This is a genomic window from Mesorhizobium sp. LHD-90, assembly GCF_030929505.1.
Classification (GTDB): Bacteria; Pseudomonadota; Alphaproteobacteria; order Rhizobiales; family Rhizobiaceae; genus Kumtagia.
Window position 1 is genome coordinate 34,371 of sequence record NZ_JAVFVV010000015.1, and the last position, 26,198, is coordinate 60,568.

Sequence of the window (26,198 nt, forward strand, 5' to 3'; positions counted from 1 at the left end):
CGGCGCCTATGGCGAAGTGGGTCCGGCCGGCAGCCCGAACCGCGCCAGCAGCGCCTGGAAGCGCGGGTGATCGTGGATATTCTGGAAATCGCTGTCGAGCAGCCAGATCGCCGTCACGCCGGTCGCCTTGGTTGCCCATCTATCGAGCAGATCCAGCGCCTGCTCGCTCTCGCCCAGAACGGCATAGGCGCAGGCGGCGTTGTACAGTGTCAGCGGATCGTCGGGCGCCATGGTCAGGGCGCGCGAAAGCCATTCGAGTGCCCGCTTCCTGTCGCCGAGGCTGGCAAGCGTGCCAGCACCGAACGTCGCCGCCAAAGACACTTCCGGGTTGGTGGCCAGCGCTCGCTCGGCCTGTTCGAGGCCCTTCAAATCAGCTCGTCTGGCATCCTCGTGGCGCCCGAGTTCCTTGTAGGTCTGCGCCAGCATGATCCATTCCCGGTAGTCTTCGGGCGAAACCGCGATACTCCGCTCCTGCATGCGCGCCGCTGTTGCAAGGTCGCCGCGATCGCGCGCCGCCATGCCGTAGAAGTAACTCACCTCATAGTTGCCGGGATCGAGTTCGATCGCACGCTCGAATTCGGCGACCGCTTCCGGATAGCGATCCAGATAGTGCAAAGCCATACCGTAGGAAGCATGCGCCTCCGCCAGACCGGGGTCGATCTCGAGCGCCTTCAGGCTGGGGAGATGGATATCCTCCACGCTCGTGCCGTCATGCTGGTTGTTGTACAAGAACCAGGCGCAGTCGGCGAGACCGGCATAGGCGCGCGCGTAGCCCGGGTCCAGTTCGATAGCCTTGCCGAACATGCGCTGCGCCAGAATGACATGCTGCTGCGTGTGCAAGTGAAACAGATGGCGGGCCTGAAGGTAATAATCGTAGGCTTCGAAATTCCGTGTCGGCACCGTTTCGATCGCCTTCGCTTCCCGCGGCAGCAATTTCACCTTCAGTTGTTCGACAATCGCCCTGGTGATTTCGTCCTGCAGGGCGAAGATATCGGTCAGGTTGCGATCGTAGCGGTCGGCCCACAGATGGGTGCCTCCCTTCGCCTCGATTAGCTGCGCGGTGATGCGAACGCGCTGGCCGGCCTTGCGGACGCTGCCTTCAAGCACATAGGCGACGTTGAATCGCCGGGCTACTTCCTGCACGTCCGAATGCCTGCCCTTATAGGTGAATGTCGAATTGCGGGCGATCACCGACAGAGCGGAGATTTTGGCGAGGTCGGTGATGATGTCTTCCGTAATGCCGTCGGCAAAATACTCCTGATCGGCATCGCCGCTCAGGTTGGCGAAGGGAAGCACGGCTATGGACCGGTTCGGCGCCGGCGCGGCTTCGGGAAGCGGAGATGCAACCGCGCTGCCTCCGGTCGCGGACGCATCCAGCACCAGGTCAAAGACACCGACCTGCTGCTCGATGTTCTTCAGGTTCTGCGGCCCTCTGTCCTCGAAACTGAGGGCAAGCCTGTTGCCGATGTGGTCGCGAACCGTCGCCGAGACGGCAACGCCGCCCGGACGCGCGATGCTCTCGATACGCGCAGCGACGTTCACCCCGTCACCGAAAACGTCGCCTTCAACCGCGATGACGTCGCCAAGATTGACGCCGATGCGGAATTCGATGCGCCGTGCCGGCGGAACATCGGCGTTGCGCAGGCGCATTTCGCGCTGGATGTCGGCAGCGCAGGTGACTGCGTTCACGACGCTGGGGAATTCCACCAGGATGCCGTCGCCCGTCGATTTGACGATGCGACCATGGTGTTCGGCTACCTTTCTGTCGATGAGTTCGCCGCGGTGGGACGTCAGGGCGGCAAGCGTCGCGGCCTCGTCAACGCCCATCAGGCGGCTGAAGCCGACCACGTCAGCAGCCAGGATGGCGGCCAGGCGACGTTCCATGCACGCTTCCAAAGGTCTGCAACCATCCGCATGCTACCATCATCGCCGCGGGCAAACGAGCACCACGCGAATCCGAACCCAACTTTTGAAAGACCTTCATCACAGGATCGGCAAGCGGGCCTTTCGCCCAAACCGGAATCGAAACCCGCAACCCGACGACCCTGTGAATCGCGGGCACTCACGCCAGCAAGCCTTCGCAGCGGCAGCCGATCGCGCCTATATAGGCGGATAACCGACTGCGAGCCCCATGCGTTTTCCGCCCTCCTTTCTCGACGAGATCCGCGACCGCGTGCCGATTTCCTCGGTCATCGGTCCGCGCGTGTCGTGGGACCGCCGAAAAACCAACGCGGCGCGCGGCGACCATTGGGCCTGCTGCCCGTTCCACGGCGAAAAGTCGCCGTCCTTCCACTGCGAGGACAAGAAGGGCCGCTACCACTGTTTCGGCTGCGGCGTTTCGGGGGACCATTTCCGGTTCCTGACCGAGCTAGACGGGTTGGGTTTTCCGGAAGCGGTGGAGCGCATCGCCGACATGGCCGGCGTGCCGATGCCGGCGCGCGACGAACAGGCCGAACAGCGCGAAAAGCAGCGCGCCAGCCTGCATGACGTGATGGAGCTGGCGACAGGCTTCTTCCAGCAGCAATTGCAGGCCGCCGCCGGCGCGAAGGCCCGCGCCTATCTGCGCGACCGCGGCCTGACGCCGGCCACCCAGCAGAAATTCCGGCTGGGTTTTTCGCTCGACAGCCGCAACGCGCTGAAGGAGTTTCTGGCCGGCAAGGGCGTGGCGAAAGAGCAGATCGAGGCCTGCGGGCTGGTGCGCCACGGCGACGACATCCCGGTCTCCTACGACTGGTTTCGCGACCGCATCATGTTCCCGATCGAGGATCGGAAGGGCCGGGTGATCGCCTTCGGCGGCCGCGCCATGTCGCCAGAGGTGGCGGCCAAATACATGAACTCGCCCGATACCGAGCTTTTTCACAAGGGCGAGGTTCTCTACAATTTCGCCCGCGCGCGAAAAGGCATGGGCAGGGACGGCACGGTGATCGCCGTCGAAGGCTACATGGACGTGATCGCGCTGGACCAGGCCGGCTTCGAAAACGCCGTGGCGCCGCTCGGCACGGCGCTGACCGAAAACCAGATGGAACTGCTGTGGAAGATGGCGCCGGAGCCGGTGCTGTGTTTTGACGGCGACCAGGCTGGCTTGCGCGCCGCGTGGCGCGCCGCCGACATGATCCTGCCCTCGGTACAACCAGGCCGCACCGCGCGCTTCGCGCTGCTGCCGGAAGGAAAAGACCCCGACGACCTGGTGCGCGAGGAGGGGCCGGAAGCGTTTCGCGCCGTGCTGGCGGACGCCCGCCCGCTTTCCGACCTTTTGTGGATGCGCGAGACCGCCGGCGGGGTGTTCGATACGCCGGAGCGCCGCGCCGAACTCGAAAAGACGCTACGCGAGCTGACGTCGAAGATTCGCGACGAAAGCGTGCGTTTCCATTACCAGCAGGACATGCGCGACCGCGTGCAGGCTTTTTTTGGCGCACCGCGCGGACGGCCGCAGGGCCGTCCGGACCAACGCAGCGACCGCGGTTTTTCACGCGGCGGCAGCGGGAGGACGGGACAGGCGTCGGGCCGGCTGGCCGTGTCGGACAGCCTCGCCCGCTCGGCCATGGTCAAGCGCGCCGGCGGCGTGATGCCGCTGCGCGAGACCGCGCTGCTGGTGACACTGGTCAACCACCCGCAACTGATCGACGAACATTTCGACCATGTCGAGACGCTCGACCTGACCAATACCGACCTGCGCCAGCTCCTCGCGGCGATCGTCGATGCGGTGGCGCATGGGCAGGCCGGCGACCGCGACAGCCTGCGCAAGGCGCTCGGCGCCTCCGGCATGGACGATATCTGGGAGCGCGCCGTGCTGCTGGTGCGCCGGGCGCGGCAGTGGACGGCACTGGAGGATGCCGCAGTCGAAGACGCGCGCGAGGCCTTCGCCCAGGCGCTGCACCTGCAGCGCAGCGCGCGCACCTTGCACAAGGAGTTGAAGCTCGCCGAGGCTGCCCTCGCCACCGAGCCGACCGACGAGAACTACCGGCACCTCATCGAGATCCAGGCGCAGTTCAAGGACCTGCAGGCGACGGAAGCGCTGATCGAGGGTTTTGGCGTCCTGTCGGGCCGCGCCGACAGGAGCTGAGGCCACGGGCCAAGACCCCCGCCCTGACCGGCGCCGCCCTCCCCACTCCCTATGCCGGCATCGGGCCGACATAGACCGAGTTCGGGCGCAGCAGGCGGCCGGTGCGCTGCTGCTCGATCGCATGCGCGGTCCAGCCGGCCGCGCGCGCGGCGGCGAAGACAGGCGTGAACGCATCGCGCGGTATCTTCAGCGCGTCGAGCAGGATCGCCGTGTAGAACTCGACATTGGTGTCCAGCCGGCGCCCGGGCTTTGCCCTGGCCAGCGCCTGCCGCGCATAGTCCTCGACCTCGGCCGCCAATCCTAGATCGGCCTTGGACACGCCGAGTGTGTCGACTGCCGCCTTCAGCACGTCGGCGCGCGGGTCGCGCACCTTGTAGATGCGGTGGCCGAACCCCATCAGCCGGTCGCCGCGCGCCAGGGCCGCGTCCACCCACGGAGCGATGTTGCCGCTGGCGCCAATGGCGTCCAGCATGTCCAGCACCGGGCCCGGCGCCCCGCCATGCAGCGGGCCGCTCAGCGCGCAATAGGCCGCGGTGACCGCCATGAACGGGTTGGCCTGGGTGGAGGCCACCACGCGCGCGGCAAAGGTCGAGGCGTTCATGCCGTGGTCGCTCACCGTCACCAGATAGGCGTCGAGCGCCTTTGCCTCGGCCTCGGAGGCCGGCTCGCCGCGCAGCATTTTCAAGAGGTCCGCCGACGTGCCGAGAGTGACGTCCGGCGCGACCGGGGCGTCCCCCGCCGCCTGGCGCACCAGAGCCGCGGCCAGCACCGGCAGCGCGCCCACCAGCGTCGCTTCGGGCGTCAGCCCCTGCTGCGGGCCGATGGCAGCGACCGCGGCGCGGAAGGCGTCGACAATCGGCATCCCGCGCGTTGCCGGCAAAATGTCCGGAAGGCGGCGGAAGGCGGCGAGCCGCGCCTGGCCGAGGGCGGCGCGGACGTCGGCCTCGGCCACGTCCTTGCCGCCGGCGGCCGACCACAGCCGCGCCACGACACCCTCGAAGCCGGTTTCCGACGCCAGCTCACCGACGCGGTGCCCGGTGATCACCAGTTCGCCGGCCTCGCCGTCGACATGCGAAAGCGCCGTCACCGCCGCCGCGACGCCGTCGAGCCCGGCCGTGGATGTCTGATGGATGGTCATGGTCTCTTCTCCTTGCTGCGATGCAACAAGGTGCAGGGGCTTTTAATATTGATCAATCTTGATTAACTTGATCAATATGAAGAAATCCGGCGAAACGCTTTATCTCTCGGCCCGGGAAGCGGCCTCCGAACTGTCGATCTCGGCCGCCACCCTCTACGCCTATGTCAGCCGCGGCATGATCCGGTCAGAACCGTCCGCCGACTCGCGGGCTCGGCGCTACCGGGCGGACGACGTGCGCGCCCTGCGCAACCGGCGGCTGCCGGGCGGTTCCGGCAAGGGCGGCGAGCCCGATCCGCCGGTGCTGGACTCGGCCATCTGCACCATCACCGACCAGGGCTCGATCTATCGCGGCGTCCACGCGGTGGCGCTGTCGGAGCGCGCCACGCTGGAGCAGACGGCGACGCTGTTGTGGGACGTCGGCGGCGACAACCCGTTTTCAGCCGCCAACCTGCCGGTGGTCAGCCCCGCCATGCGCGCCGTCGCCGGGGCGACGGCCAACGAGCAGGGAATGTCGCGCGCAGCCGCGATCCTGGCGCTGGCCGGCGACGCCGATCCGCGCGCCTTCAACCGCTCGCGCGACGGCCGTGCCCAGGTCGGCGCGCGTGTCATGCGCCTCGTCTGCGCCGGCATCCTGGGGGCAGAACCGTCGGCCGCGCCGCTGCACCGGCAGGTGGCGGAATGCTGGACGCCGGGTGACGAGGCGGCGGCCGAGCTGTTCCGCCGCGCCCTGGTGCTGCTTGCCGACCACGAGCTCAACGCCTCGACCTATGCCGTGCGCTGCGCCGCCTCGACCGGGCTCAACCTCTACGACGCCACCGTTGCAGGGCTGGTGGCGCTGAAAGGCCCGCGCCATGGCGGCGCCGGGCCGCTCGCCGCCCACATGGTCGCCGACCTCGCCGAGGGCGACGTTTCGGCAAAGGTCCGCGAGCGCATCGCGCTGGGTGACCGCATTCCCGGCTTCGGCCACACCATCTACAAGAATGGCGACCCGCGCGCCGACAGCCTGCTGGCGGCGCTCGCCGAGGCCGGCGCCGATCCGCGCCTTGCCGTCGAGGTGCCGGCCCGCATCACCGACGCGACCGGGCTGCATCCCAACATCGACTTCGCGCTTGCCGTGATGATGCGCATGTTCGGCCTGCCGATCGGCCATGAGAGCGGGCTGTTCGCCATCGCCCGCTCGGCCGGCTGGGTGGCGCATGCGATCGAGCAATTGGCGTCCGAAGTGCTGATCCGCCCGCGCGCCCGCTACATCGGGCCGGCGCCAGGGCGCGGGGTGAGCGAAAGGCTGTAGATCTGCGGGCTGCAACAGGCTGCGGGAAAGGCTGATCCCTACGGCTTGGCCGGCGCCGGAGCGACGATATTGGCGCCGACCCAGTAACCATAGTCGCCCTTCTTGAGCGGCGAGCCGTTCTGATAGCCCTGGTCGGCGATCACCATGCCGGTGATGGTGGTGCCGGACTTGACGTAATGCAGGAAGATGAAGGAGTGGCCGCCGCTTTCCGACGCCTTGCCGTCGCGCACGCGCGGATAGTCGGCGGCGTCGCCCCAGGCCTGGATCACCGCGCCCGGCTTCAGCTTGCCGGCCCAGATGTCGACCCCTTCCACCAGCGTGCCCCAGCCCTTGTAGGCGATCGCGCCGGCCGCACCCTTGCCGCGGTATTTTTCGGGCAGGTCGAACCAGGCTTTTCCGACGCCGATATAGGAGGACCACAGGATGACGAACGGATCGGTGAGCGACTTCTTGTCTTCCCAGTTCACCTTGGGCAGCGCCGGACCGCCGGTCTGGCGCGACGCTTCCTCCACCCGGGCGTAGCAGGTGCGGTGGCACTTTCCGCCGGGCTCCTTGTTCTTCGAAAGATTGTAGTTCTCCACCATCCGCTCGCCGATACGGTTGGCATAGTCCTTGGTGGAGTCGCCGAAGCTCGGGATGAACACCACCCCGCGGTTGGTCTTGGCATCATGGACGACGCCCTCGAAGGTGTAGCTGCCGCGGCCCGGGCTCAGCACCGTGCAGCCGATGACGTGGGCGAGATACCAGTTGATCTTCTTCGACTCGGTCGTGAGGAAATTGTAGGTGAGGAGATCACTCGCCTCGAGCGAATGATCCTTGGCGATGCCGGCCAGGTTATCCTTTTTGCCGCCCTTGTTCAGCGGATAGGGTTTTGGATAGCGGTAGAGCGTATCGTTGGAAGCCAACGGCGGCCACGGCGCATGCGGTTTGGGTTCGGATTCGATGCTCATCCTGGCGCTCCTCCGGCCGACGCGGAGGCTGAAATGTTGAGAGTTCCTCATCATCCCAGTCGCGGTCAGGCTCGCGCGGCTTTTCGAGGTCCCATTATAGACCGGCAGGTATGGCAAGACCATTAGAAATGTTAAAAGTGCAACTTACAATGATTTAACTTACACATCTTGCTTGACAATCTTGGATGTGGTGGATGAACCGGGGGGCGTGTTTGCTACCCGTTGCGTACTCCGCGGACGCAAAGGCTCTCGCCACGCCTTCCCGCCGCAATGGAAATTGCCCGACCGCCGCCCAACAAAAAAGCCCGGCGAACCGGGCTTTTTGCCAATCAGCTATCCAGGAAGCTCCTCAGCTTCCTTGAGCGGCTCGGATGCTTCAGCTTGCGCAGCGCCTTCGCCTCGATCTGGCGGATGCGTTCGCGCGTCACCGAGAACTGCTGGCCGACTTCCTCCAGCGTGTGGTCGGTGTTCATGCCGATGCCGAAGCGCATGCGCAGCACGCGCTCCTCGCGCGGCGTGAGCGAGGCGAGCACGCGCGTCGTCGTCTCGCGCAGGTTCGCCTGGATAGCGGCGTCGATCGGCAGGATCGCCATCTTGTCCTCGATGAAGTCGCCGAGATGCGAATCCTCCTCGTCGCCGACCGGCGTTTCGAGCGAGATCGGCTCCTTGGCGATCTTCAGCACCTTGCGCACCTTTTCGAGCGGCATGGCGAGCTTCTCGGCCAGTTCCTCCGGCGTCGGCTCGCGGCCGATCTCGTGCAGCATCTGGCGCGAGGTGCGCACGATCTTGTTGATCGTCTCGATCATGTGCACCGGGATGCGGATGGTGCGCGCCTGGTCGGCGATCGAGCGGGTGATCGCCTGCCGGATCCACCAGGTCGCGTAGGTCGAGAACTTGTAGCCGCGGCGGTACTCGAACTTGTCCACCGCCTTCATCAGGCCGATATTGCCTTCCTGAATCAAATCGAGGAACTGCAGGCCGCGATTGGTGTATTTCTTGGCGATGGAGATGACGAGGCGAAGGTTCGCCTCCACCATTTCCTTCTTGGCGATCGCCGCCTCGCGCTCGCCCTTCTGCACCTGGTTGACGATCTTGCGGAACTCGAGGATCGAGATCGCCGTCTCGGTGGCCAGCGCCTGGATTTCCGAGCGCAGCGAACCCACGGTTGACACCTCGTTGCGGCCGAATTCCTTCCAGCCGCGCGTCGTCAGCGTCGAGACACGGCTGACCCAGTTGGTGTCGAGCTCGTTGCCCTGGTACTCCCGCAAAAACTCTTCGCGGCGTACGCCGTAGCTTTCGGCCAGCCGCAGAAGCTTGCCCTCGTTCTGCACCAGCCGCTTGTTGATGTCGTAGAGCTGCTCGACCAGCGCCTCGATGCGGGCGTTGTTGAGCGACAGCGACTTCACCGCCTTGATGAGCTGGTCCTTCAGCTCCTTCAGCCGCTTGTCCTGCACCGGCGACAGCACCGCGCCGTCGGACAGCCGGCTTTCGACCTGCTGGTCCTGCAGCTTGCGCAGTTCCGCATAGGTATCGGCGATGACGTCCAGCGTCTCCATCACCTGCGGGCGCAGCTCTGCCTCCATGGCGGCGAGCGACAGCGAGGCCTCGTCGTCGTCCTCGTCGTCGTCCTCCATGGCGCGGCTCTCGCCGCCGACATTGGTGATGTCGTCGTCCTCGCGCGATGCGCGGCGCGGCGGATTGCGGTCTTCCGGCGTCTTCGGGCGCTCAAGCTCTTCCTGACGCTCGAGCGTCGGCGCCTGCTTGGCCTCGGGGCCGGCATAGGTCGCCTCGAGATCGATGATCTCGCGCAGCAGGCCCTTGCCCTCGTTGAGGTCGTCGCGCCAGATGATGATGGCCTGGAAGGTCAGCGGGCTCTCGCACAGGCCGGCGATCATGGTCTCGCGGCCTGCCTCGATGCGCTTGGCGATCGCGATCTCGCCTTCGCGCGACAGAAGCTCCACCGAGCCCATCTCGCGCAGATACATGCGCACGGGGTCGTCGGTGCGGTCGGTCGGCTCCTTCTTGGCTGTCGTGGTCGCCACGGCCGTGCCGGTCTGCTCGGCCAGTTCGTTGGCGTCCTCCTCGGCGTCGGCGCCGGCGTCGGCAGCTTCCTGCTCCTCGCCGGTCTCGTCATCCTCGACGACGTTGATGCCCATGTCGGAGAGCATCGCATTGATGTCCTCGATGCGGTCGGGATCCGTCTCCTCCGAGGGAAGCACGGCATTCAACTCGTCGAGGGTCACATAGCCGCGCTTCTTGGCGGCCTTGATCATCTTCTTGACAGCGTCGTCGGAAAGGTCGAGCAGGGGACCGTCGGTCGTGCCCTCGCGTTCGGTCTCGACTTCTTCCTTTTCCTTTGTCGCCATTCCTTGCCTACTCCAAAAGGGCACTGTCGCGCGGCGGATCTCGAATCCTCAGGGCCGGCCGCCCCGGAAAATCAAAACACCGCTAGTCTCGGCCGCAGCCAGTCCTGTCCAGGTTTCGGTCAACCACTCTATCTGGAGCGACGTTGCGCGCCGTCCAGTGTTCGGTCCAATCGTTTCCGCGATTGCTGAGGTTCATCCTATGGATCAACGCCTCGAATCGTCCTGATTCCGCCAAAAGGCCGGAAGGTCAAGCGCCTCTCGCATGATTCGCGTTAAAAAAGCGAATCAATTGCGACTCTTTACCCATTGTCCTCACATCCCGCCGGCGCGGCCCGACAGGATGCCGAAACCCTCGATCGTGACCTCCGTCGCCCGAAGGACACCGGAACCGAACCGGGATTTCGATGAGGCGCCGATGGTTCCCGGCCTCTTCGGCCGCGGCAACCGTGTCGGCCGGTTTCGCTTGCTTATGTAAGATGCGTATGCCGCGCTGCAAGTGCGGCCGACTGTCATGGCAGCCATAGACGGCGGCCGGCCATTGCCGGCCGGGCCGGTCGGCAATGCTTCTACCAATCGGCAATTGCATCGGCACGCGGCTGTGACACTTTGCGTGCATGGTGCGGCTGCCGATCACGATCTGTCTGATCATGTCCATGCTGGCGTTCCGGGCACACGCCCAGGAGCGGGAGCCGGTGGACGTCGAACTGGTGCTGGGCGCCGACATCTCGGCCTCCATGACGCAGGACGAGCTGAAGATCCAGCGCGAGGGCTACGCGACCGCGCTGACCGACCCGGCGGTGCTGAACGCCATCCGCTCCGGCGCCCATGGCAGGATCGCCGTCACCTATTTCGAATGGGCGGGCGTGACTTCGCAGTCCGTCATGGTGCCGTGGACGGTGATCGCCGGCGAGGAAGACGCCGAGGCGATAGCCCGAAAGATCGCCGTGCCTCCAACCTGGCAGTCGCGGCGCACGTCGATTTCCGGCGCGATGATTTTCGCCGCCGGCCTGTTGGAGACAAGCCCCTACAAGGGCATCAAGCGCGTCATCGACCTTTCCGGCGACGGCGCCAACAACGAGGGGCCGCCGCTGCCAGAGACGCGCGACGACATTGTCGCCCAGGGCATCACCATCAACGGCCTGCCGGTGATGACTGCCGACGCCGCGCCGCAGCCCTACGACGTGCCGAACCTCGACGACTATTTCAGCGAATGCGTGATCGGGGGCCCTGGCGCCTTCGTCATGCCGGTGCATGAATGGGAGCAGTTTCCCGAAGCGATCCGCCGCAAGCTGCTGCTCGAGCTGGCTATCCGGCCGAAGGATTTCGGGCGCCGCCCGCCGGTCACGCTGATCCAGGCGAAACCTGCCTACGATTGCCTCATCGGCGAGAAACTATGGCGGCTGGACGGTCGCAAGCACTTCTTCAATCCGGAGAACGACTACCGGCGACGCGGAACACCGTGACGCTCCCGTTGCCAGACGCTTGCCTGCAAACGCCAGCAGGATCATAGTCATCTGGTGGCAGGAGGCGAGAAATGGGCGCCGGACATACTTTCCTGCTGCGTCGCGGCGCCTGAGGGAGGTGCGACGTGACCACTTACGTGCTTCTGATCAACTGGACGGACCAGGGCGTGAGAACCGTGCGCGAGTCGCCGAAGCGGCTCGACGCCGCCAAGAAGGAGCTCGCCGACATGGGCGGCTCGTTCAAGGAATTCTTTCTCACCATGGGCGACTGCGACATGGTCGGCATCTGCGACGCGCCGGACGACGCGGTGATGGCGCGTTTCGCGCTGAAAATCGGCATGGCCGGCAACGTGCGCACGCGAACACTGAAGGCTTTTCCGGAAAGCGCCTACCGCGAGATCGTCAACTCGCTGGGGTGACCGGGATCTGAGCGCCGGTCGGTCAGCCGTCCTGCCCGCGCTCCAGCCGTTTCAGGATGATCTTCATCCGGTCGATCTCGGACTGCTGTCCGGGAACGATGCCATTGCACAGGTCCTGGATCTCGGGATCGCCGACAGCGGCTTCCCGGCACATGAGGATCGCGCCCGAATGATGCGAAATCATCGATTTCAGGAACTGAACGTCCCCGATGGCCGTCTGCTGCCGGATCATCGCCCAGCTCGCGCCGAAAACGAGAATGTTCGCGGCGGCAATGGCGATGTTGGCCGAGCGGCTGGAATACATCGCCCGCATCACGATGAGTTCGATGACGACCATCGGGCAAACCATCAGCGCCGCCATGTAGAACTGGTTGAGATTGGGATAGACGTCGTCGAGGCGGTCCACCATCGCGTACATGAGCACGTACATCGCCACGAAGGATAGAACCGCCATCACGAGGAGGCGAAGGTAATTGTGCCGGCCGGTCATGCCGGCCCAATCGAACTGGCGGCGAAAGGTTCCGCATGGACTTTCGGACGATGGCGGCTTGCGACAACGGATGGCGGTTGCGCGTGCCCGTTTGACGGCGCGGCGCGGCGCGTATCTACTGCGGCCCAATCACGCCGGGGACTGCCATGTCCATCGAATTCCTGCTGACCACTTTGATCATCGTCGCCTCGCCGGGCACAGGCGTGGTCTATACGCTGGCCGCCGGCCTGTCGCGCGGCGGGCGCGCCAGCGTGCTTGCGGCCTTCGCCTGCACGCTGGGCATCGTGCCGCACCTGGTCGCGGCACTGACCGGGCTGGCGGCGCTGCTGCATACAAGCGCGCTCGCCTTCGAGATCGTCAAATATCTGGGCGTCGGCTATCTGCTGTGGATGGCGTGGCAGAGCCTGCGCGTGCACGGGGCGCTGAAGATCGAGGAAAGGCCCGACCGCCGCAGCGCCCGGCAGGTGATCGTCGACGGCATATTGCTCAACCTGCTCAATCCGAAACTGTCGATCTTCTTCGTCGCCTTCCTGCCACAGTTCATCGCGCCCACCGAACCCAACGTGCTCATGCGCATGCTGGCGCTTTCGGGCGTGTTCATGCTCGCCACCTTCCTCATCTTCTCGGCCTACGGGCTGTGCGCGGCGGCGGTGCGCGAAAAGGTCGTCGGCAGCCGCCGGGTGATGACCTGGATGCGCCGCACTTTTGCTGCGGCTTTTGTCATGCTTGGAGCCAAGCTGGCGCTGACCGAGCGGTGAGGAGCGTCGCGTGAAGGTGAAGCATGCTAAGCTTCCGATCATGAATGCGCGCATCCAGATCGGCGATCCCAGCCCGGTGACGACACAGGCCGCGGAAGGCCTGCCGCGCCGGAAGTGGACCGTGGCCGAGATCGACGCGATGGTGCGGGCCGGCATTATCGATGAGCACGAACATTTCGAACTCATCGACGGTGACGCGGTCCCGCTGGCCCCAAGGAGTCTCCAGCACGAAATCGTCCGGATGGAACTCAATGAGCATCTTCAGCGTGCGATCACCGATGCGTTCCGGGCCGCACCCACTACGACTTTGAGGCTCGACGAATATTCCTTCCTCGAACCGGACTTCTGCTTTTTCGCCCGAACGGTGACGTTCGAGCAGTTGCGCGGCCATCACGTAGAACTCGCCATCGAGATCGCCGACACCAGCCTGCGCTACGACCTCGGCCGCAAGATTGGCATCTATGCCGCTTTCGGCATCCCGGAAGTCTGGGTGATCAATGCCAACACGCTGGTGACGCATGTCCATCGCAGCCTCGGCGCCGAAGGTTTTCGCACCGTGTTCGAGGCCGGACCGGCCGACGAGATCACGTCTGTGCACGTACCTACACTCAGAATGTGCCTATCGGAGTTGGACATGACGCCGTTCTGACGACGACCGGAGCGGCAAAACTGCCGGTGATCATGTACGAAGCACAGCAGCGATGATGCGAGCCTTATTCTCGTGGGTGCCATTGGTCCGCGAACTTGGATGACAAACTTCCAAAGCCCGAACGCCATGACGTCGACATGCCGCCGCAGCAGTATCGCCCAGCGCGATCACCTTTCGACCGATCGTTTCATATCTCGTCACGGCATCGAACGATTGATCGACGTGCCGCTGACCTATCGAAGCCGAACGCGTCATCGGCAAGAGATGAAATGCCTGGGTGACGTAGATGTCCTTTCTGGCCAGCCCGGCATATGACAAGGCTAGGTCCATAACATTGTTAAAGGGAATTCCGAGTAGATAACCGAGTTTATGAAGGATTCCCGAATTCGCTATGACCGACGGGGCGTCAAGCCAGTTGTAGGCGACCAAACAAGGTCCGTCAGAAGAATTGGAAGAAATCTGATAAGGACTCACCCAGTCCCCGTCGAAACCAACGTCAGCTAAAGTTCTATATCCGTTTATTGTAAAAGAGCGGCGCTTCTCGACAATTTCGAGGTATCTCATAGCTATTTTCTCCAAAGAAACTCGTGTCCAGCACCGTGTTACGCGCGTATTTGCGCGTCAAGAGAGAAAATCCAGTAAGTACTGACGGAGTTTTGCACAATGCATCAGACCATCAACACCGTTTCGACGCGCGGCCCCGGTCTCTACGAGGCGTGGAGACCGGGCTGCTGACGCTGTTCGTGCGCCACACATCGTGCTCGCTGCTGGTGCAGGAAAACGCCGATCCGGACGTGCGGCGCGACCTCGACGCCTTCTTCAAGCGCCTCGTGCCGCCCGCCGACGACCCGTCGATGGATTTTCTGGTCCACCGGCTGGAGGGGCCGGATGACATGCCGGCACATATCAAGGCGGCGCTGACCACCGTCTCGCTCTCCATACCCGTGATGCGTGGAAAGCTGGCGCTCGGCACCTGGCAGGGCATCTACCTGTTCGAGCACCGCGCCAGCCCGCATCGCCGCGAGGTGGTGCTGCATCTCGCCTGACGGCCTGCGCCGCGCGGCCGGCTTCTCGACGGCGGCATCCCGATTGGCTACGGTGCCGGCAAATCGAGAGGATCGAAGAATGTCTTTCCTGAAACGACTTTTCGGCGGTGGCGGCAGCGACGGCGGCCCGGACGAAGGCAAGCCGGTCGGCAGCGCGCTCGTCCACAACGGCTTCACCATCCGCGCCACGCCCTACAAGGCCGAGGGGCAGTTCCAGACATGCGGCGTCATCACCAAGGAGATCGACGGCGTCGTGAAGGAGCACCGCTTCGTGCGCGCCGACCGCTTTTCTTCGCAGGACGAGGCCGCCGACATGGCGCTGAAGAAGGGCCAGCAGATCGTCAACGAGCAGGGCGACCGCATGTTTTCGTGACGCCGTCGCGCTGGCGCCTCGGCGATAGCGCCATGCCGGCGCCGCCTCACCCGGCAAGCGCCGCCACCCCGTCGATGAGCATCGCCAGGGCGGCGCGATAGGCATCGGCGTCGCCGCCGGCCTCGATCGCCAGCGCCGCCCGGTCGTAGGCCGACGACAAGAGGTGCGTGGCGGCGTCGACCGGCAGATCACGCGGCAGGTCGCCGGAGCGCACGGCGAACAGGATGCCGGCGCGCAGCGAGCGCGCCGCATGGCGGTCGTCGATCTCGTCCATGCCGGCGCGGCCGAGCACCGCCGGCCCGTCGAGCAGCAAGAGCCGCGTGCGGCCGGGCAGCGTCATGGCGTCCAGATAGGCCTCCCCGCCTTTGACCAGCGCCTCGCGCGCCGGCATGTCGTCCGGCGCGACGCGGTCGATCTCCTCGGCCACGGCGCGCGCCTCGGCCTCGGCGACGGCGGAAAACAGCGCCTTCTTGTCCTCGAAATGATGATAGAGCGCGCCGCGCGTCACCCCCGCAGCCGCGACGATGTCGGGCGTGGCGGTCTCCGCATAGCCCTTTTCGATGAAAAGTCTTCGCGCCGCCTCGATCAGCACGGCGCGCGTGGATTCGCTGCGCTCGCGGTTGCTGCGGCGTTCATTTTTCTCTTGCATACATGCAGCCTGTATGTTAATTGACAGAAACATACAGACAGTATGTTTAAAGGCGGAGAAAGGGAAGCCATGAAAACGACCAGCTATTATCCCGTGCTGATGACCGACGACGTTGCCGGCACCGCCGCCTTCTACAAGCAGCATTTCGGTTTCCAGGCCCTGTTCGAGAACGACTGGTACGTGCATCTGCAATCGACCGGGGACAAGCGCGTCAATCTCGGTATCGTCCAGTGGGATCACGAGACGGTGCCGCCGGCCGGACGGGCCAAGACGCAAGGGCTGCTCATCAACTTCGAGGTGCGCGATCCCGATGCCGTCTATGCGCGGGTCCAGGCGGCCGGCCTGCCGATCCTGAGGACGCTGCGCGACGAGGAGTTCGGCCAGCGCCACTTCATCACCGCCGACCCCAACGGCGTCATGATCGACGTGATCAAGCCGATCCCACCCAGCGGGGAATTCGTGGCGCAGTATGCCGAGGGCGCGGCGGGAAACTGAGGTCGCCGCCTCGACGGCCGCCCGCAGCTTGGCATCTGCCTGCTGCGCCGGCAACGCGCCGGCGCCGCCCGCGACGGCGGCGCGGCGCATCCGCCATCGCGTCGCGGGGCGGCAGCACATCCCAGGTCCAGCGCAGGCGCTCATTGCTTGTATTCCCGTCGCGCATGGAAAATCCTTTCGGGTTCGGAGCGTGTTTCTGCCCTCCGCTGTCGCTCCCTGCCCTTCGGGCGTTCAATGCCTTTGAAAGGTCCACTGGACCTTTCAATTCGCCCGATGGGCGAACCGGCATTTCACCGTTCGTCGTTAGAAAAGCGTTCGCAGGCTCACCGCTTGGCTTTTCTTGGCCTTCGGCCAACACTCCTCACCGCCACGCCCTGCCGTTTGCAGTCTGGCCATTGATGAAGAGTGGGAAGCGGGGCGCAGGGCCGAGCCTCTCAAAGTTTAGATACGTGGCGCGAACCTTGCGCCCCGCCGGCGTTCTTGCCCGACCGCTGATACCGCTCACTCGTTCCGGAGCGTGTCGTCGCGATCTGGGGCCCGGGTCTCAAAGCTCTCGCCAAGCCGCGCACCGTTACGCGGCCACCCCGGCGCCGTCGCTCTCCCCTGATACCCGGTGCGCACCAGGTTTCCCGCGAGAGCGATGAGCGCATTATGCGGGAGCCTGAAGCGGGAGGGATAAATCTGCCGAAAAAATTGAACCGGACCATTTTTCTCGGCCAGCGGGACGAAGGATTTCAATACCTTATCACGGAAGTCCGAATCGGATTGTTAAGAAATTGCGGACGTCCTGTCCCCGTTTTTGCAACCTCGGCGATTGGCGAAACCAACAACGATTGGGTCTCTGCCCGTAAACGGCGGGGGGAGCGCATATGGATCCTATCCGCTACGGTCCGGCTTCGCCGGCTGGCGGGACTGCATGAGGCGCTCGATCGCGCTGTCGCCGCCGCTTATGGCTGGCCGGAGGTCCCGCGTCGCCTTCAGCGAGAAGCTGAGGCACCCAGTATCATCCCACGATGGCAGCCATATGCGCTTCCCCCGCCGTTTACGGGAAAAGATGTCCGGCAGGACAGTGAGGGGCAGCGCCGAGCGGAGCTTTACCCCGCCCGCCAAAAACTCACATCGATGCGCCGGCGCGCCGCCGCACGCGGTCCTTGCCCAGCCCAGTCTCGTCGAGCAGGCCTTTTCGCTTGGCGTGGTAATAATAGCCGGTCTGGTAGAGACGGTCGGCGCGGTTATGGTTGCCGTCGGCGACCATATAGGCGCCGCGCAGGTATTTGACCGCGTATTTGAGGTTGGTCTCGGCGTCGAACAGGCCCTTTGCCGGGCCCTGGTAGCCCATGCCGCGCGCCGTGGCGTGTTTTATCTGCATCAGCCCGTAGTGGCCGCGATTGAAGGCGGCCGGATTGAAATTGCTCTCGCGCTTGACCACGCGGCGCACGAGGTCGACCGGCACTTCGTAGACGGCAGCGTATTTGGCGATGAGCTGGTCGAGCTTGTTCGGGCTGTCGGGTTTTATGTAGGAGGCCAGCGTCACCGGCGTATTCGCTTCACCCGACGAGGCGAAGGCGGCCGGCTTGGGCGCGTCCGGGAAAGCGGTCAGGGCCGCCTTGTCGCCTGCCGTGCCACGTTTCGCCACGGCGGCGACCGCCACGGGCTTTTCCGCCGGCTTTTGAGCGGCCGCCGCTGCCGACATACCTGCGGCCTCGCCCGGTTTCGCCGCGACGACAGCGGTCGAGGCCTGTGCAGCCTCCGCCGGTTTCACAGCCGCTTGCGCAGCGTCCGCCGCTCCGCTCAGCGATTGAGGCTGGACGTAGCTGGCGACGGAAACCTCGCCCGACGGGCTCGGCAGCACCGAAACGGTTTGCGGCAGGACATGGTCGGTCGGCGCCATGTTGAAGCTGGCGGAGGTGTCGGCTCCGGTCGAGGTGCAGCCCGCCACGGCGACGGGCGCGAGTGCTGCAACCAGCACGAGAAATCGAGAAATGTCGGGCAAGACGGCCGCTGCTTCCTGTTGTCCCCTCCAGCCGCTTTACAAAACTTTAATGTTCGGGGCAATCCACAGTGGACGTGTCGCCCGCCGACGCTGCTTCAGCCGCGGGCTTCTCATCCGCTTGCCGGGCGCCCGGCAAGCGGATGAAGCGAAGCGGACCTCACCTGCCGAGGATGAAAACATCGTCGTCGAGATCGTAGTATTCGCATTCCAGCACGTCGCAATAGCGGGTGTCGGCGGTGGGGATGGAGCGGAACTCGGGCCGCGTGCTGGCCTCGCAGAAACGGCCGTCGCTGACATAGCGCCCATAGAGCGGGACACCGCTGCGCGAGCGGTAGCGCATGATCACCGCCCCTTCCCGGTCGATGCGCGCCTGCGCCTCGGCGCAGCTCATGCCCATCGAATTGTAACGCGAGATGGCGAAGGCGTCGCCGGCGGCAAGCGTCAGGGCGGCCGCCACAAGCACGGTTTTCATCGAAAACTCCGTCTGTTGACTGCGACCGGCCTCGCGGCCGGCCCTTTCACTGTCTAGCTAACGAGATACGGACGATATCCGCTTCCCGCTTCGCTGGATATTTTCACTTTTGCATCACGGGCGCGTGAGCCGCCAGCCCGATCACCCCTTGTCTCCGGTTGCGAAGCATTTTATACGCGAGCAATTGAATTTTCGGTCGATCGGTAGCTCGCGACATCCTCGCGTCCGCTGACGTTCATCTGCAAATTTCGATAGGGCCCGCCGGGCGCCGCAGTCCGGTCAGAAACGTAGCGACTTCAGGAGACAAGATGGCTACCGGTACCGTCAAATGGTTCAACACCACCAAGGGCTATGGCTTCATTCAGCCGGACGCCGGTGGCGCGGACGTGTTCGTTCACATCTCGGCGGTCGAGCGCGCCGGCATGACGAGCCTCGTCGAGGGCCAGAAGGTCAGCTTCGAGATCGAGCAGGACCGCCGCACCGGCAAGTCCGCCGCCGGCAAGCTGGCCAAGGTCTGATCGACAGCTTTTGCTGGAACCAGGAAAGGCGGGATTTTTTCCCGCCTTTTTCTTTTTAGGAAGGGCTGCAACCGGCGGCCGCCGTCTATCCAACCCATCGAATGGGCACGTGGCCCGGATCGGCGGCGACCCGCGCCAGCCAGGCCGTGACCGCCGGCCAGGCGGACAGGTCGAATCCCCCCGCTTCCGCGTCATGCGTATAGGCATAGAGCGCGATGTCGGCGACGCTGAGTTCGGCGCCGGCGAGAAACGCCGTTCTCGCAAGCTGCTCCTCCATCACCTGCAATGCCTTCTTGCCGCCGGCAAGCGTGGCGGCCAGCCGCTCCGGCGTGGCGTCGGCGGCCCGGTGAGGCATGGTCAGCAGCGCGCGGCGCACGGCGATATAGGGCTCGTGACTGTACTGCTCGAAGAACAGCCATTGGTAAGCGAGCGCGCGGTTGTAGGCGTCGGCCGGCAGGAAGCGCGTGCCCTCCGCGAGATGCAGCAGCATGGCGTTGGATTCGGCGAGCACGCGGCCGTCGTCGAACTCCAGCAGCGGAACCCTGCCGTTGGGGTTCTTCGCCAGGAACAGCGCCGAGGTGGTGCCGTCCGCGCCGGACGACGTCTCGACATGCCGGAACGGCACGCCGAGTTTCGCCAGCAGCAGGCGCGGCTTGTAGCAGTTGCCGCTGTTGGTCATGCCGTAGATGGTGATCATCGCTTTATCCGCCCTCGTCGGCAGGAGAAGACCTGCTTTGTGGCAATACTGTCCAACGATTTATGCTTGAGCATCGATCAGCTCGGTTGATCGGTCCGGCTGGCCGCTCCGGCTCGGGGCGTCAGGCAGACAGCGGCACCACGTTCGAATGCGCGCCGATCAGCTTCGCGAAGGCGCGCGGAGAATCGTCGAAATCGGTCCCGGCGAGAGCCGGCGCGGCCAGATAGTCGCCCGCCAGCCGGTCGGCCCCGGCGGCAACGGCGGCGCGCAGTTGGGCGGCGTCCTCGATGCCCTCGATCTGCACCAGCGCGCCGCGCTGCCTGAGCGTCGACACCAGCAGGCGCAAGACGCGCAGAAGGTCGACGGCGCCGACGATGCGGCGTGTCCAGGCCGGCGGAATGCGCACCAGCGCCGGCGCCGTGGCAGGTCCCCCCGCGCCGCAAGAATTGCTCGCCGCCGCGAGGTCGAGCGCGAAGGAACAGCCCTTTGCTTCCAGCCCGCGGGTCAGCAGACCGAAGGCGCCGGCGCCGGCAAACTCGCTCAGGTCGAGACAGACCCTTGTCTGCGCGATGCCCGCCGCCTCGGCTTCCGCAAGCAGCGCGTCCGCTTCCAGGCAAGGCTCCTCGGTGTCGGCCGACAGTTCGAGCAGCAGGTCGAACGCCGGGTCCTCGCAGCCGACATGGTCGAGATTGCGGATGGCGAGCCGGCGCCCCACCCAGCAAAGCCAGGTCCGCTCGTCCGCATCCATCCAGGAAAAGGCGTCGGCGGCAGGCCGCCCCCCCTGCTCTATCGTGACCTCGGCCGACAGCGCCACCGGCGCCAGCATCTCGCCGCGCCGGGCAAAGATCGGCCGGTAGAGCGTCTTCAGCCGGTACGGCTCGACGATGCCGAAGGAAAGGCCGGTCTCGTCGACCGCGATCGCCTCCCCGGCGGGCGGGCGGTGCATGCGCGAACTCATACGATCTTGCGCCCGAAGGTCTTGGCCGGCGGGCGGCTTTGCGGCGGGGGTTCCGGCTGATCGACCTCGGCGGCCCTGGGGCGAACGAAGGACGTGCCCGGCATGGGAAGCGCCACCGTCGGGAACGCGGCAAAACTCGTCGGCGCCAGTTCCGGCCGCGCAAGCACGTAGCCCTGCACCATCGAGGCGCCCGACCGCTCCGCCAGTTCCAGTTGCCAGTTCTCCTCGATGCCTTCGAAGACGGTGACGATGCCGCGCGTCTTGAAGATCTGCACCATGGCGCTGAGCAGGCCGAAACCCGGTCCCGACTCCATCAGATGGGTGATCCAGTGCGCGTCGAACTTGACGATCTCGGGCCGCAGCGCCTTGATCCGCTCGATGTCGGAATCCTCCGCGCCATAATCGTCGACGGCGATCTTGAAGCCGTTCACCCTCAGCGCATGGACGAAGTCGTGCAGCGCGTCGAGCGAGGCGGACTTCTGTTCGGTCACCTCGCACACCACACGGGAGACCTCGATGCCGACTTCGTTCAGCGTGACGCGCATGTCGTGGAGCGCGCCATCGGCGATCGTCCGGTCGACGAAGACCGAGGGGTCGAAATTGACGAACAGCGCGGTTTCTTTTGGCAGGCAGGCGGCGGCGTTGAACAGGTGCAGCGTCCTGGTAAGCGTCTCCAGGTGGAAACGGTCCATCGCCGGCAGCGCCGCGAAGAACGAGGCGGGCGGCACGGCTACGTCGTTGCGGAAGGGGCGGATCAGCCCCTCGAAGGCCGAGACGGACAGTTTGCCGCCGTGGAAGGCGAAGATCGGCTGGAATGCACTTTTGAGCACGAACGGGCCCCAGACGGCACAGGACGTGCCGTCATCCTCACGGACGATATGGGCGAGTACCGAGCTGCGCGACACGCCTGCCTCTGCTGGCTTCGCAACCATCATAGGCCGGCAAGTTTTATCGACGGTTAAAAAAATCAATCCTGCCGCCGAATTGTCCCGGTTACGATGCAATGCTTGCGCATCTCCCCGCGATCGGACATTAAGCGTCGCCCGCGGCCGGACGTCGTCCGAACGATCGATGTCGCGCGGGCGGTCAACCGCGGCTTTAGCCGATCCGAACCCTTTGGAGACATCCAGTCATGGCATTCCTTGCCGACGCCCTTTCCCGCGTGAAGCCTTCCGCCACGATCGCGGTCACCCAGAAAGCGCGCGAGCTCAAGGCGAAAGGCCGCGACGTCATCGGGCTGGGCGCCGGCGAGCCGGATTTCGACACGCCCGACAATATCAAGAATGCGGCGATCGAGGCGATCCGCCGCGGCGAGACCAAGTATCCCCCCGTCTCCGGCATCGTGCCGCTGCGCGAGGCGATCGCCAAGAAATTCAAGCGCGAAAACAATCTGGACTACAAGCCGGAACAGACCATCGTCGGCACCGGCGGCAAGCAGATCCTGTTCAACGCCTTCATGGCGACGCTCAACCCCGGCGACGAGGTGGTGATCCCCACGCCCTACTGGGTGAGCTATCCCGAGATGGTGGCGCTGTGCGGCGGCAATCCGGCCTTTGCGCCGACCACCGGCGACAACGGCTTCAAGCTGACGGCGCAAGCGCTGGAAAAGGCGATAACGCCGAAGACGAAGTGGCTGGTGCTGAACTCGCCGTCCAACCCGTCGGGCGCCGCCTATACCGAAGCGGAGCTCAGGGCGCTGGCCGACGTGCTGTTGAAGCACCCGCAAGTGTGGGTGCTGACCGACGACATGTACGAGCACCTGACCTATGGCGACTTCGTCTTCAAGACGATCGCCGAGGTCGAGCCCAACCTCTACGGCCGCACGCTGACCATGAACGGCGTGTCGAAGGCCTACGCCATGACCGGCTGGCGCATCGGCTACGCCGCAGGCCCGGTCGAGCTGATCAAGGCCATGGACATGATCCAGGGCCAGCAGACCTCCGGCGCCTGCACGATCGCGCAGTGGGCCTCGGTCGAGGCCCTGAACGGCCCGCAGGACTTCATCGCCAAGAACAAGGCGATCTTCCAGAACCGCCGCGACCTCGTCGTGTCGATGCTCAACCAGGCGCGCGGCATCGTCTGCCCGTCGCCGGAAGGCGCGTTCTACGTCTACCCGTCCTGCGCCGGCCTGATCGGCAAGACGGCGCCTTCGGGCAAGGTGATCGGCAACGACGAGGATTTCTGCGCCGAGCTGCTGGAGGCGGAAGGCGTGGCGGTGGTGTTCGGCACGGCCTTCGGCCTCGGCCCGAACTTCCGCATCTCCTACGCAACCTCGGAGGCGCTGCTGGAGGAAGCCTGCACGCGCATCCAGAGGTTTACGACCTCGCTTAGCTGAGCGGTTCCGACGAACCGAATAGGAGAACCCGGCCCAGCGCCGGGTTTTTCTTTTCCCGGTGCTGGCGCTTGCCAGCCGCGTCGAAGACGGCTTGGGTAACCGTCAAACAGGTCAGAAGGATGTGGTTGCGATGAATGAACTCTCGGCCCCGAACCCGGTCCTGGAAATCGTTCTCGGCACCATCACCTTGATCGTCATCATCTTCGTGCATGGCGCGGGAATCCGCACCATCAACCAGCGCTTCAGCAAGGCCTGGGTCCTGGTGGATCACGCCACCCCGCTGTGGCGCATCAACCTGCTCCTCGCCCTCGCGATCGGCGCCCTGACGGTCCTGCATTTCGCCGAAACGCTGCTTTGGTCGATCCCCCTTTCAACGCTGGGACTGATCCCTTCCATGCGCGACAGCTACTACTTCGTCCTGCAGAGCTATACGACGCTTGGCGAGGGAAACGTGAGCCTGCCCGATCAATGGCGCCTGATCGGGCCGGTCATAGCCATGTCGGGGCTGTTCACGTTCGGTTGGACCGCAGGCGTGCTGGTGACCATCATGACCGAGTTCGGCAAGCTCGACAGGGTGCGCGCCAGGGGACTGACGAACAAAGGCGGTGCCGAGGGACCCCGCTCCAACTCTCCATGACGGAACCATAGTTTCCCAACGGCTCCTGCATCCACAACAAGCGCGCGGCGGCCGGACGGCAGCCGTCAGCTCCAGCGGCGCACATGCTCGACCAGGGCGCGGAGTTTTGGCGCCATGTTCCGCCGCTGCGGATAATAGAGGAAGAACCCCGGAAAGGGCGGCAGGAACTCCTCGAGCAGCCAGACCAGCTCGCCTCTTTCCACATGGGGCTGGAACGTCCCCCGTGGCGCGAAGGTGATGCCGGCGCCGCACAGCGCCGTGCGCAGCATCAGGCGCAGATCGTTGGTGGTGATCTGCGGCTCCACCGCGACGTCAAAGGCGACGCCGTTCTCCTCGAACTCCCAGCGATGCGGCGCGACGTTGGGCGCGCGGCGCCGGCCGATGCAGCGATGTTGGACCAGTTCGCGGGGGTGGGTAGGTGCGCCGTGTGCGGCGAGATAGGCCGGGGCGACCACCACCGCCTCGCGCTGGTCGCCCGTCACCGGCACGGCGATCATGTCCTGCTCGATCACCTCGCCCAGCCGGACGCCGGCGTCGAACCCCGCCGCCACGATGTCGAACTCCTCGTCCGTCACCGTCACGTCGATGGTCACGGCCGGATTGGCCTCGGCAAAGCCGGCAAGCAGCGGCCCTGACAAGAACGTTTCGGCGATCGAGGTGACCGCCAGTTTCAGAACCCCGCGCGGCCGATCTTCATGCGCCGCGTGCTCCAGTGCCGCCATGACGTCCGACATGGACTGCGACAGCGCGGCGTGCAGCCTTTCTCCCGCCTCGGTCAGCCGCACCGAGCGCGTGGTTCGGCTTACCAGCGTCGCACCAATCCCATCCTCCAGCCGCCGGATGCCCTGGCTCACGGCCGAACGCGTCACCCCGAGACGGTCGGCGGCGGCACGGAAATTGTGTTCTTCGGCAACGGCCTGGAACAGCGGCAGGAGGTTCATGTCCATGGTCATTGTCAAACTCAGCTAACCATCCAGTCCATGAATGGATGGATACTGGCGACAGCCGGAAAGGTCCACCTATTCCGCGAACCCACGGAAAGGAGCAGATCATGGACAAGATCATTCTCGTCACCGGCGCCTCGGGCGGCATCGGCGAGGGCATCGCCCGCGAGCTTGCCGCGCATGGCGCAAAGGTGCTGCTGGGCGCGCGCCGCCACGACCGCGTCGAGGCAATCGCGGCCGAGATCCGCGCCGCCGGCGGCACGGCGGAGGCCCGCGCGCTGGACGTCACCGACCGCGCCTCCATGGCCGGTTTCGCGCGGGCCGCGCTCGATCTCTGGGGCCGCATCGACGTTCTGGTGAACAATGCGGGTGTGATGCCGCTGTCGCCGCTTTCCGCCGGAAAGCAGGACGAATGGGAGCGCATGGTCGACGTGAACATCAAGGGCGTGCTCTGGGGCATCGGCGCGGTACTGCCGGTGATGGAGCGGCAAGGCAGCGGCCAGATCATCAATATCGCCTCGATCGGTGCATTGCGTGTCGTGCCGACCGCCGCGGTCTATTGCGCCACGAAATTCGCCGTACGTGCCATTTGCGACGGGCTGCGCCAGGAAAGCAGGAACATCCGCGTCACCTGCGTCAATCCCGGCGTCGTCGAAAGCGACCTTGCCTCGACCATCACCCATGAAGAGACCAAGGCGGTGATGGACGAATACCGGGCAATTGCACTGCAGCCGGCCGACATCGCGCGCGCCGTGCGCCAGGTGATCGAGGCGCCGGACAGCGTCGACACGACCGAGATCACCCTCCGTCCCACCGCCTCGCCCAATTGATGCGATACCGGCCCCGCAGGCCAGCCTGCGGTCATTTCCCGCCAACCGTCCCCCAACGATCCAGGAAAGGATCCGACCGATGACGTCTTTACGACTGATGCACCACCTCGCCCGTTCCGCACGCGCCCTTGTGATCGCTTCGGTTCTCGTCGCAGCCACCGCGCCAGCCCGCTCCGATCAGACGGATATGACTGCCCGCAACGAAACCATCGTGCGCGAGGCCTTCGACAACTGGCGTGCCGGCGGCAACGTCTTTGCCGAGCTGCTGGCCCCGGACATCAAGTGGACGATTCACGGGTCCGGGCCTGTTGCCGGCACCTACGTTGGGGTCGAGGATTTCGTCGAACGGGCCGCGGCGCCGCTGACCAGCCGTCTCGCGACGCCGATCGTTCCCGAGGTCCACGGCATCTGGGCATCCGGCGACACCGTGATCGTCCGCTTCGACGGTTCGGCCACCACCACCTCGGGCGCACCATACACCAACCAGTTCGCCTGGATTTTCCGGATGAACGACGACCGCGTCACCGAGGCCGAAGCCTTCCTCGATCTCGCCGCCTACCAAGCGGTCGTCGACAACGCACCGCGGGCGGACTGAGTTTTCATTTTGGCAGCGCCGGATGGGCGCCGCTGCCCAGCTCGGCATCAGGAGACGAAACCATGCACA

27 protein-coding genes and 1 pseudogene are annotated in these 26,198 nt (G+C 65.1%); 14 read left to right on the forward strand and 14 right to left on the reverse strand.

The annotated features are described in order from the left end of the window. Nucleotides 1-6: 6 nt before the first annotated feature. Nucleotides 7-1,884, reverse strand: a complete 1,878-nt coding sequence (locus RB623_RS20540) for an adenylate/guanylate cyclase domain-containing protein (RefSeq protein WP_308058823.1) — start codon at nucleotides 1,882-1,884, stop codon at nucleotides 7-9. A gap of 247 nt (nucleotides 1,885-2,131) precedes the next feature. Between RB623_RS20540 and dnaG the strand changes: the two genes are divergently transcribed. Then, the gene (gene dnaG / locus RB623_RS20545) at nucleotides 2,132-4,063 is read left to right on the forward strand and encodes a DNA primase (protein ID WP_308058824.1); all 1,932 of its coding nucleotides are present in this window, start codon (nucleotides 2,132-2,134) and stop codon (nucleotides 4,061-4,063) included. Between the two features lie 49 nt (nucleotides 4,064-4,112). Here the strand turns inward: dnaG and RB623_RS20550 are convergent, their stop codons facing one another. Further along, on the reverse strand, nucleotides 4,113-5,201 hold the full coding sequence (locus RB623_RS20550; protein ID WP_308058825.1) for a citrate synthase/methylcitrate synthase: 1,089 nt from the start codon (nucleotides 5,199-5,201) through the stop codon (nucleotides 4,113-4,115). Nucleotides 5,202-5,277: 76 nt separating this feature from the next. Between RB623_RS20550 and RB623_RS20555 the strand changes: the two genes are divergently transcribed. After that, the gene (locus RB623_RS20555) at nucleotides 5,278-6,492 is read left to right on the forward strand and encodes a citrate synthase family protein (RefSeq protein ID WP_308058826.1); all 1,215 of its coding nucleotides are present in this window, start codon (nucleotides 5,278-5,280) and stop codon (nucleotides 6,490-6,492) included. A 38-nt stretch (nucleotides 6,493-6,530) separates the two neighbouring features. Here the strand turns inward: RB623_RS20555 and RB623_RS20560 are convergent, their stop codons facing one another. The 3 genes from RB623_RS20560 to RB623_RS20570 all read right to left on the reverse strand — a co-directional run bounded on the left by RB623_RS20560 (nucleotide 6,531) and on the right by RB623_RS20570 (nucleotide 10,463). Next, a complete protein-coding gene (locus RB623_RS20560) occupies nucleotides 6,531-7,442 on the reverse strand; it encodes a hypothetical protein (RefSeq protein ID WP_308058827.1) in 912 nt (303 codons plus the stop codon). 329 nt (nucleotides 7,443-7,771) lie between these two features. Then, nucleotides 7,772-9,808, reverse strand: a complete 2,037-nt coding sequence (gene rpoD / locus RB623_RS20565; RefSeq protein ID WP_308058828.1) for an RNA polymerase sigma factor RpoD — start codon at nucleotides 9,806-9,808, stop codon at nucleotides 7,772-7,774. A 247-nt stretch (nucleotides 9,809-10,055) separates the two neighbouring features. Next, the gene (locus tag RB623_RS20570; protein WP_308058829.1) at nucleotides 10,056-10,463 is read right to left on the reverse strand and encodes a hypothetical protein; all 408 of its coding nucleotides are present in this window, start codon (nucleotides 10,461-10,463) and stop codon (nucleotides 10,056-10,058) included. Here RB623_RS20570 and RB623_RS20575 point away from each other — a divergent pair. Together RB623_RS20575 and RB623_RS20580 are read left to right on the forward strand one after the other, a co-directional pair. Continuing rightward, nucleotides 10,456-11,271: a DUF1194 domain-containing protein gene (locus tag RB623_RS20575; protein ID WP_308058830.1), complete on the forward strand. Its 816-nt coding sequence runs from the start codon at nucleotides 10,456-10,458 to the stop codon at nucleotides 11,269-11,271. The two genes, RB623_RS20570 and RB623_RS20575, sit on opposite strands and share 8 nt — an antisense overlap. Before the next feature lie 125 nt (nucleotides 11,272-11,396). Beyond that, nucleotides 11,397-11,690, forward strand: a complete 294-nt coding sequence (locus RB623_RS20580) for a GYD domain-containing protein (RefSeq protein ID WP_308058831.1) — start codon at nucleotides 11,397-11,399, stop codon at nucleotides 11,688-11,690. 22 nt (nucleotides 11,691-11,712) lie between these two features. Here the strand turns inward: RB623_RS20580 and RB623_RS20585 are convergent, their stop codons facing one another. Continuing rightward, nucleotides 11,713-12,180: a DUF305 domain-containing protein gene (locus RB623_RS20585; protein ID WP_308058832.1), complete on the reverse strand. Its 468-nt coding sequence runs from the start codon at nucleotides 12,178-12,180 to the stop codon at nucleotides 11,713-11,715. Nucleotides 12,181-12,326: 146 nt separating this feature from the next. Between RB623_RS20585 and RB623_RS20590 the strand changes: the two genes are divergently transcribed. Beyond that, the gene (locus RB623_RS20590) at nucleotides 12,327-12,938 is read left to right on the forward strand and encodes a LysE family translocator (protein WP_308058833.1); all 612 of its coding nucleotides are present in this window, start codon (nucleotides 12,327-12,329) and stop codon (nucleotides 12,936-12,938) included. A 10-nt stretch (nucleotides 12,939-12,948) separates the two neighbouring features. Further along, nucleotides 12,949-13,587 (forward strand): Uma2 family endonuclease, encoded by a 639-nt coding sequence (locus RB623_RS20595; RefSeq protein ID WP_308058834.1) that lies wholly within the window; start codon nucleotides 12,949-12,951, stop codon nucleotides 13,585-13,587. A gap of 30 nt (nucleotides 13,588-13,617) precedes the next feature. Here the strand turns inward: RB623_RS20595 and RB623_RS20600 are convergent, their stop codons facing one another. Continuing rightward, nucleotides 13,618-14,151, reverse strand: a complete 534-nt coding sequence (locus RB623_RS20600) for a hypothetical protein (protein WP_308058835.1) — start codon at nucleotides 14,149-14,151, stop codon at nucleotides 13,618-13,620. Between the two features lie 99 nt (nucleotides 14,152-14,250). On the opposite strand from RB623_RS20600, the pseudogene RB623_RS20605 reads away from it, so the two are divergent. Then, nucleotides 14,251-14,633, forward strand: a pseudogene (locus RB623_RS20605) (secondary thiamine-phosphate synthase enzyme YjbQ). A 79-nt stretch (nucleotides 14,634-14,712) separates the two neighbouring features. Then, nucleotides 14,713-15,006 carry an HlyU family transcriptional regulator gene (locus tag RB623_RS20610; protein WP_308058836.1) on the forward strand — a complete coding sequence of 98 codons (294 nt, stop codon included), beginning with the start codon at nucleotides 14,713-14,715 and terminating at the stop codon, nucleotides 15,004-15,006. A 46-nt stretch (nucleotides 15,007-15,052) separates the two neighbouring features. On the opposite strand, the gene RB623_RS20615 is transcribed toward RB623_RS20610, so the two are convergent. Beyond that, the gene (locus tag RB623_RS20615; protein ID WP_308058837.1) at nucleotides 15,053-15,655 is read right to left on the reverse strand and encodes a helix-turn-helix domain-containing protein; all 603 of its coding nucleotides are present in this window, start codon (nucleotides 15,653-15,655) and stop codon (nucleotides 15,053-15,055) included. 69 nt (nucleotides 15,656-15,724) lie between these two features. Between RB623_RS20615 and RB623_RS20620 the strand changes: the two genes are divergently transcribed. Then, nucleotides 15,725-16,150: a VOC family protein gene (locus tag RB623_RS20620; RefSeq protein ID WP_308058838.1), complete on the forward strand. Its 426-nt coding sequence runs from the start codon at nucleotides 15,725-15,727 to the stop codon at nucleotides 16,148-16,150. Between the two features lie 1,114 nt (nucleotides 16,151-17,264). On the opposite strand, the gene RB623_RS20625 is transcribed toward RB623_RS20620, so the two are convergent. Continuing rightward, nucleotides 17,265-18,143, reverse strand: coding sequence for a lytic transglycosylase domain-containing protein (locus RB623_RS20625; protein ID WP_308058839.1), 879 nt, complete (start codon nucleotides 18,141-18,143; stop codon nucleotides 17,265-17,267). A 157-nt stretch (nucleotides 18,144-18,300) separates the two neighbouring features. Further along, on the reverse strand, nucleotides 18,301-18,615 hold the full coding sequence (locus tag RB623_RS20630) for a hypothetical protein (protein WP_308058840.1): 315 nt from the start codon (nucleotides 18,613-18,615) through the stop codon (nucleotides 18,301-18,303). A 308-nt stretch (nucleotides 18,616-18,923) separates the two neighbouring features. Between RB623_RS20630 and RB623_RS20635 the strand changes: the two genes are divergently transcribed. Beyond that, the gene (locus RB623_RS20635) at nucleotides 18,924-19,133 is read left to right on the forward strand and encodes a cold-shock protein (protein ID WP_308058841.1); all 210 of its coding nucleotides are present in this window, start codon (nucleotides 18,924-18,926) and stop codon (nucleotides 19,131-19,133) included. Nucleotides 19,134-19,218: 85 nt separating this feature from the next. On the opposite strand, the gene RB623_RS20640 is transcribed toward RB623_RS20635, so the two are convergent. The 3 genes from RB623_RS20640 to RB623_RS20650 all read right to left on the reverse strand — a co-directional run bounded on the left by RB623_RS20640 (nucleotide 19,219) and on the right by RB623_RS20650 (nucleotide 21,693). Further along, nucleotides 19,219-19,830: a glutathione S-transferase family protein gene (locus RB623_RS20640; protein WP_308058842.1), complete on the reverse strand. Its 612-nt coding sequence runs from the start codon at nucleotides 19,828-19,830 to the stop codon at nucleotides 19,219-19,221. A gap of 121 nt (nucleotides 19,831-19,951) precedes the next feature. After that, the gene (locus tag RB623_RS20645; protein ID WP_308058843.1) at nucleotides 19,952-20,776 is read right to left on the reverse strand and encodes an EAL domain-containing protein; all 825 of its coding nucleotides are present in this window, start codon (nucleotides 20,774-20,776) and stop codon (nucleotides 19,952-19,954) included. 8 nt (nucleotides 20,777-20,784) lie between these two features. Further along, a complete protein-coding gene (locus tag RB623_RS20650; protein WP_308058844.1) occupies nucleotides 20,785-21,693 on the reverse strand; it encodes an EAL domain-containing protein in 909 nt (302 codons plus the stop codon). A 227-nt stretch (nucleotides 21,694-21,920) separates the two neighbouring features. Between RB623_RS20650 and RB623_RS20655 the strand changes: the two genes are divergently transcribed. Together RB623_RS20655 and RB623_RS20660 are read left to right on the forward strand one after the other, a co-directional pair. Then, nucleotides 21,921-23,123, forward strand: coding sequence for a pyridoxal phosphate-dependent aminotransferase (locus tag RB623_RS20655; protein ID WP_308058845.1), 1,203 nt, complete (start codon nucleotides 21,921-21,923; stop codon nucleotides 23,121-23,123). 130 nt (nucleotides 23,124-23,253) lie between these two features. Beyond that, entirely contained in the window at nucleotides 23,254-23,760 is a 507-nt protein-coding gene (locus RB623_RS20660; protein WP_308058846.1) for an ion channel, read from the forward strand. Between the two features lie 65 nt (nucleotides 23,761-23,825). Here RB623_RS20660 and RB623_RS20665 read toward each other — a convergent pair whose 3' ends face one another. Further along, nucleotides 23,826-24,713 carry a LysR family transcriptional regulator gene (locus RB623_RS20665; RefSeq protein ID WP_308058847.1) on the reverse strand — a complete coding sequence of 296 codons (888 nt, stop codon included), beginning with the start codon at nucleotides 24,711-24,713 and terminating at the stop codon, nucleotides 23,826-23,828. Nucleotides 24,714-24,811: 98 nt separating this feature from the next. On the opposite strand from RB623_RS20665, the gene RB623_RS20670 reads away from it, so the two are divergent. Both RB623_RS20670 and RB623_RS20675 read left to right on the forward strand, forming a co-directional pair. Beyond that, entirely contained in the window at nucleotides 24,812-25,534 is a 723-nt protein-coding gene (locus RB623_RS20670) for an SDR family oxidoreductase (RefSeq protein WP_308058848.1), read from the forward strand. Nucleotides 25,535-25,631: 97 nt separating this feature from the next. Beyond that, entirely contained in the window at nucleotides 25,632-26,129 is a 498-nt protein-coding gene (locus tag RB623_RS20675; protein WP_308058849.1) for a nuclear transport factor 2 family protein, read from the forward strand. Nucleotides 26,130-26,198: the final 69 nt, after the last annotated feature.

Bases quoted from the DNA above. Each gene is read 5' to 3' on its own strand.
- RB623_RS20590 (WP_308058833.1), top strand. From the start codon at position 12,327: ATGTCCATCGAATTCCTGCTGACCACTTTGATCATCGTCGCCTCGCCG.
- RB623_RS20645 (WP_308058843.1), bottom strand. From the start codon at position 20,776: ATGCACCGCCCGCCCGCCGGGGAGGCGATCGCGGTCGACGAGACCGGC.
- RB623_RS20575 (WP_308058830.1), top strand. From the start codon at position 10,456: ATGTCCATGCTGGCGTTCCGGGCACACGCCCAGGAGCGGGAGCCGGTG.
- RB623_RS20555 (WP_308058826.1), top strand. From the start codon at position 5,278: ATGAAGAAATCCGGCGAAACGCTTTATCTCTCGGCCCGGGAAGCGGCC.
- RB623_RS20620 (WP_308058838.1), top strand. From the start codon at position 15,725: ATGAAAACGACCAGCTATTATCCCGTGCTGATGACCGACGACGTTGCC.
- RB623_RS20655 (WP_308058845.1), top strand. From the start codon at position 21,921: ATGGCATTCCTTGCCGACGCCCTTTCCCGCGTGAAGCCTTCCGCCACG.
- RB623_RS20570 (WP_308058829.1), bottom strand. From the start codon at position 10,463: ATGGACATGATCAGACAGATCGTGATCGGCAGCCGCACCATGCACGCA.
- RB623_RS20540 (WP_308058823.1), bottom strand. From the start codon at position 1,884: ATGGAACGTCGCCTGGCCGCCATCCTGGCTGCTGACGTGGTCGGCTTC.
- RB623_RS20600 (WP_308058835.1), bottom strand. From the start codon at position 14,151: ATGAGATACCTCGAAATTGTCGAGAAGCGCCGCTCTTTTACAATAAAC.
- RB623_RS20675 (WP_308058849.1), top strand. From the start codon at position 25,632: ATGCACCACCTCGCCCGTTCCGCACGCGCCCTTGTGATCGCTTCGGTT.
- RB623_RS20670 (WP_308058848.1), top strand. From the start codon at position 24,812: ATGGACAAGATCATTCTCGTCACCGGCGCCTCGGGCGGCATCGGCGAG.
- dnaG (WP_308058824.1), top strand. From the start codon at position 2,132: ATGCGTTTTCCGCCCTCCTTTCTCGACGAGATCCGCGACCGCGTGCCG.
- RB623_RS20635 (WP_308058841.1), top strand. From the start codon at position 18,924: ATGGCTACCGGTACCGTCAAATGGTTCAACACCACCAAGGGCTATGGC.
- RB623_RS20630 (WP_308058840.1), bottom strand. From the start codon at position 18,615: ATGAAAACCGTGCTTGTGGCGGCCGCCCTGACGCTTGCCGCCGGCGAC.
- RB623_RS20665 (WP_308058847.1), bottom strand. From the start codon at position 24,713: ATGACCATGGACATGAACCTCCTGCCGCTGTTCCAGGCCGTTGCCGAA.
- RB623_RS20660 (WP_308058846.1), top strand. From the start codon at position 23,254: ATGAATGAACTCTCGGCCCCGAACCCGGTCCTGGAAATCGTTCTCGGC.
- RB623_RS20610 (WP_308058836.1), top strand. From the start codon at position 14,713: ATGTCTTTCCTGAAACGACTTTTCGGCGGTGGCGGCAGCGACGGCGGC.
- RB623_RS20615 (WP_308058837.1), bottom strand. From the start codon at position 15,655: ATGCAAGAGAAAAATGAACGCCGCAGCAACCGCGAGCGCAGCGAATCC.
- RB623_RS20560 (WP_308058827.1), bottom strand. From the start codon at position 7,442: ATGAGCATCGAATCCGAACCCAAACCGCATGCGCCGTGGCCGCCGTTG.
- rpoD (WP_308058828.1), bottom strand. From the start codon at position 9,808: ATGGCGACAAAGGAAAAGGAAGAAGTCGAGACCGAACGCGAGGGCACG.
- RB623_RS20550 (WP_308058825.1), bottom strand. From the start codon at position 5,201: ATGACCATCCATCAGACATCCACGGCCGGGCTCGACGGCGTCGCGGCG.
- RB623_RS20640 (WP_308058842.1), bottom strand. From the start codon at position 19,830: ATGATCACCATCTACGGCATGACCAACAGCGGCAACTGCTACAAGCCG.
- RB623_RS20585 (WP_308058832.1), bottom strand. From the start codon at position 12,180: ATGACCGGCCGGCACAATTACCTTCGCCTCCTCGTGATGGCGGTTCTA.